This is a genomic window from Pseudanabaena sp. 'Roaring Creek' (assembly GCF_001402795.1).
Lineage (GTDB): Bacteria > Cyanobacteriota > Cyanobacteriia > Pseudanabaenales > Pseudanabaenaceae > Pseudanabaena.
In genome coordinates this window covers 1-4,875 of sequence record NZ_LIRE01000525.1, presented here as the reverse complement: position 1 = coordinate 4,875, position 4,875 = coordinate 1, and the positions used below count along the sequence as shown (strand labels likewise).

4 protein-coding genes are annotated in these 4,875 nt (G+C 46.5%); 2 read left to right on the top strand and 2 right to left on the bottom strand.

What is annotated here, in order from left to right; translation table 11 throughout:
- The first annotated feature begins 30 nt into the window (after nt 1-30).
- The gene (locus AC805_RS15950; RefSeq protein WP_055076336.1) at nt 31-1,245 is read left to right on the top strand and encodes an energy transducer TonB; all 1,215 of its coding nucleotides are present in this window, start codon (nt 31-33) and stop codon (nt 1,243-1,245) included.
- 275 nt (nt 1,246-1,520) lie between these two features.
- Here the strand turns inward: AC805_RS15950 and AC805_RS15945 are convergent, their stop codons facing one another.
- A complete protein-coding gene (locus AC805_RS15945) occupies nt 1,521-2,612 on the bottom strand; it encodes a Gfo/Idh/MocA family protein (protein ID WP_055076335.1) in 1,092 nt (363 codons plus the stop codon).
- A 265-nt stretch (nt 2,613-2,877) separates the two neighbouring features.
- Nucleotides 2,878-3,486, bottom strand: coding sequence for a cob(I)yrinic acid a,c-diamide adenosyltransferase (cobO, locus tag AC805_RS15940; RefSeq protein ID WP_055076334.1), 609 nt, complete (start codon nt 3,484-3,486; stop codon nt 2,878-2,880).
- A gap of 128 nt (nt 3,487-3,614) precedes the next feature.
- Between cobO and cax the strand changes: the two genes are divergently transcribed.
- Nucleotides 3,615-4,697: a calcium/proton exchanger gene (cax, locus tag AC805_RS15935; RefSeq protein WP_055076333.1), complete on the top strand. Its 1,083-nt coding sequence runs from the start codon at nt 3,615-3,617 to the stop codon at nt 4,695-4,697.
- Nucleotides 4,698-4,875 lie beyond the last annotated feature (178 nt).

Sequence of the window (4,875 nt, the reverse complement as noted above, 5' to 3'; positions counted from 1 at the left end):
ATATAAGGTAACTAAGCAGGAGTCCAATCTATGAATATATCCGATCGCCCCGATCGTCATGATGTTCAATCACAGCGAGAAAATCGCACTTTAGCATCCTTACTATTCATAGGTGTTTTTGGATCTGCCTGTATTCATGCTGCTGTGATGAATGCCCCAGCCCCTACATTGTGGAGACCTTTACCCCAAATGTCAGAGGATATAATGGAAGTTGTCGTCGATCCGACAAGAAGTACTGATGATAAAGTCTCAGAAATTACGAAGGAACCCGAACCAGTTACCAAAACTGAGGAACCCCAGATTAATGAGACTCCAGCGATCGCCCTCGCGCCTGAAACGACGATCTTAAAGGAGGGCAAAGATGCGGCTGCGCCAGATAATTTGAAACCACTATTAACTAAAGGAAATAGCGATAGTCAGATCCAGCAAGGTGGGGGGGCAGTGATATCTAAGGATGGAATTGGTAGTGGATTTGGGAATGCCAAAATTCCAACAGGCTTTATCTTTGGCGGCAAAATTAATGGTAACCCTAATGGCAAAAAAGATGGTGTAGTCGGCGGGAATGTTAATGGCAAGCCCAATGCTAATGCCAATCAAAATAATGTTTTGCCAACTATTCCAAATGCGCCTACTGATACCAGAGCCCCAAAACTTGAATGCTTGAGTTGCCCCAAGCCCCAATATCGCGGCAAAGAGGGAACGCCGAGAGTTACTTATGATATCGCTCCTGACGGTAGAGTGATCAATGTGCGTTTGCGCCAGACGAGCGGTGATGAGCAAACCGATCGCGAAACTATCGAAGCAATGAGTAAATGGCAATTTGATCCTAAAACAGTGCCTGAAGGCGGGAGAACTAACGTTAAAGTGCGCGTTACCTTTGAGGAAGAAGGTTCACAATTTCAACGCCAAAATGAGGAGCGTCGCCGTCGGGAGTCCGAACTAGCTGCACAAGAATCAGAACAAAGAAGGTTGGCAGAACAAGCCCGTCAACAAAGGGATGCGACTTCCTCTAAATCGCCTGCACCAACAACCGAGCCTCTAGTTACGCCACCTTCGGCGATGTCAGAATCAGTGCCAACCAAGCCTGTTCCTGCTGCTACGGTAGATTCAGCACCAGTCACAACCCCAGTGACCGTGCCTGTGACTGCACCTACTGCTACCGATCCATTGCCACCGCCACCACCGCCACCCTTAGCCGATCCAGTTGCCCCCGCAGTGAGTGAACCTACAACTAAGTCTAAGTAAGGTCAAACCCCAAAAGATGATTGGCGGCGCTTCGCGCCGCCAATCATCTTTTGGGGTTTGATTTGTAATAATAAGTAGTTCTGCATAAGTAAACTTAAATCCTAGAAGAGTGTACCGCCCGCTACGCGGGCGGTACACTCTTCTAGGATTTATAGCTACAGTCATTTGAATGGGGACAAATCAAACCCCAAGACTTGACTGGCGGCGCAAAGCGCCGCCAGTCAAGTCTTGGGGTTTATGTCCTAATACACTTGGCGACAGCTATACTTACCAAGTTAAGAAAGTGATGTTGGGACATCAATCCAATTTCTTTGGATATGTGACTGTTGGGTTATATCCATCAGCATCTGCGACCAAGCCCCTTCATAGAGACTAGGTATCATGGTTTGACCAGTTTTGATTGCCTGTACCCAGCGATCGCATAGGGCAAGAACGGGCGCGAGACGACCATCGGTAAAGGTCTTCGGTAGGTCATATTCGGGCGGGATGGGGACGACTTCCATCTCTGGGCGATCGAGTTTGCCCTGTCGCAAGCTGAACCCATGAACGTAATCGGCTTGATTGGAGCTTCCGAGTACTAGCGTTCCCTTCTCGCCATATACCGAGAGCCAATGACCGCGACCGCGATAGGTGACAGTGCTGAGGGAAATATTGCAGGGAGTACCATCGACAAGTTCCAATAAAATGTTGCAAGTATCATCGGCATCCACAGGACAAAGAATACCATTGGCATCGGGACGTTCGGTAATGCCCGTACTGAGTTGCCCAGAGAGGCTTTTAATATCGCCAAATAGCCAACGGACATAATCAAAGACATGGGAACCGATCGCCCCCAATGCGCCACCGCCATAAGCTTTTTGGCTATACCAATTCCACAGGCGCTGGGGATCGGCACGACCTTGCACCAGCCAATCGATCGCAATCATCCGTTTTTTGCCAACGCGATCGATATCTAGCAAATGTTTAAAATACCGCCACTGCGGGACATAACGGAATTCAAAATCGGTGGCTGTGACCACTTGTTTCTCTTGAGCGAGGCGATATAGGGCGATCGCTTCCTGTGCGTTCATTGTTACGGGTTTTTCGAGCAAAATATGCTTACCTGCCTCGATCGCCATTTTTGCCTGCTCGTAGTGCAAACTTGGCGGCGTAGAGATGGTTACGGCTTGTAGTGACGGAAGCGCCAGTAAATCTTCTAGGCGATCGCAAGCATGGGGAATATCGAACTTGTCCGCTATTTGTTGCGCTTTAAGTCGATCGCGATGATAGACCGCCACAACCTCGGTTTCAGGATGAATTTGCAGCGCAGGAATATGAATAATCTGACCGAAACCAGTTCCGATAATACCAACACCAATTTTTGTCATGCTTAATTATTTTTTCTTGTTTTTATTTTTTCTGCTAAGTATAGCTACCGCCAACTGTATCAGGACATAAAACCCAAAATCATGTTGTCGCGCTCCGCGCGACAACATGATTTTGGGTTTTGATTTTGTCCTAACATAATTGGCTACTGCTATATAACTGTCGCCACTCACGTTAAGGCAAAATCAAAACCTTCTCTTCTCGGAAAGCCATACGTCAACAAAAGCCCGTGCCGCCCACGCAACGGGCGGCATGGGCTTTTAGATTTTAAAACTCTATACCCGCTTGAGCTTTAACGCCTTGTTCTCGAAAAGGATGCTTGACGAGTTCCATTCTAGTGACTAAATCTGCAACTTCGATTAATTCGGCAGGTGCGCCTCGCCCCGTGAGAATTACATGGGAATCAGCAGGCTTTTCCTTAAGCCCAGCAATTACAGTTTCAACATCGAGATAGCCGAGCTTTAAGGCAATATTTATCTCGTCAAGTAAGACAAGTTTGTATTCGGGATTTTTGATATAGCTGAGTCCCACTTCCCATGCTTCTTGCGTTTTAGCAATATCGCGATCGCGGTCTTGAGTTTCCCACGTAAAGCCATCACCGAGAGCCTGAAAAACCAACTGCTCTTGCCACATAGAAAATACAAGTTTTTCCGCAGGTTCCCACGCGCCCTTGATAAATTGAACGATCGCCACTTTATACCCATGTCCTAGCGATCGCAATACCATTCCTAACGCAGCAGTGGTTTTGCCCTTGCCATCGCCTGTATTGATGATGATCAGCCCTTTTTCGAGGTTACGCTCGGCGACCCGCTGATGCTGAACTTCTTGACGACGCTGCATCTTGATACGGTGTTGTTCGGCGGTAAGTTCAGTCATAGGGTTCCTATAAAATTACGGCGTATATAGCACTTTTCATTTTACCTTGAGTGAGTAACCCAAAAGACGAGTGGTACATAGGCTAGCGAAGCAAGGTATATTTAGCCTTGACGCTAAAACGACTGATTATGTTTAAGAAAATCTTTTCCTTTGGTTTACTTGCGTTTGTACCGATTTCCGTAATCGGTCATTTACTAGGATGGAATTCCACGTTGGTATTTGTGACTTCAGCGATCGCCATTTTGCCCTTGGCTGGTTGGCTCAGTACGGCAACCGAAGAAATATCAGTAGTTTTAGGTCCGTCATGGGGTGGCTTGTTAAATGCAACCTTTGGCAATGCCACGGAGTTAATTATTGCGATCGTGGCTTTAAATGCAGGCTTTACTAGCGTCGTGAAAGCTAGCATTACAGGTTCGATTATTGGGAATCTATTGCTAGTAATGGGGCTATCGATGTTTCTGGGAGGACTGCGCTATAAGGAGCAGGAATTTCAACCAACCATGGCGCGATTAAATGCATCAGTCATGAATTTAGCTGTGGTTGCCATCCTGTTACCGACAGCCGCAAATTTCACATCGGTGGGCATTAGCGAAGCAATTTTGCAAAAGCTATCGATCGCTGTGGCGATCGTGCTGATTGTGGTTTATTGCCTGACGCTTCTATTCTCAATGAAAACCCATGCCTACCTCTATGATGTCGGTAAATCGGAAGCCGATGACGCAGAGATATCGGAAGGACATCCCCAACAAATCAATTTAGGACTATGGATTGCGGTTCTTTTTGGGGTGACTTTGCTAGTGGCTCTAGAATCCGAACTCTTGGTCGGAACCCTAGAAGAAGCAACGGCTCAGCTTGGTTTAACCGAGCTATTTACTGGGGTGATTTTGTTACCGATTATTGGCAATGCCGCCGAACATACAACGGCAATTACCGTAGCCATGAAGAACAAAATGGAACTTTCAGTATCAGTTGCCGTAGGATCGAGTATGCAGATCGCCCTATTTGTTGCACCTTTACTGGTGATTGTGGGTTGGTTTATGGGCAAACCAATGGATTTAAATTTCAATCCCTTTGAGTTAGTGGCGGTTGCTGTAGCAGTACTGATTGCTAATTCGATTAGTTCCGATGGGCGATCGAATTGGCTAGAAGGTTCTTTATTAGTGGCGACCTATGCAATTTTAGGCTTTGCCTTTTACTTTCAACCGATCTAAGCTTTAGCAACTAAGAAACCATTTAAGAATTACTTTCTGCGGTCAAAAACTCTAAGAGATCCCCCTCAATCCCCCTTAAAAAGGGGGAAGAATTTAATTATCCCCCCTTTTTAAGGGGGGCTGGGGGGGATCTAGTGAATTCTTAAATGGTTTCTAAAGTTGCGATCGCAAAATTAGT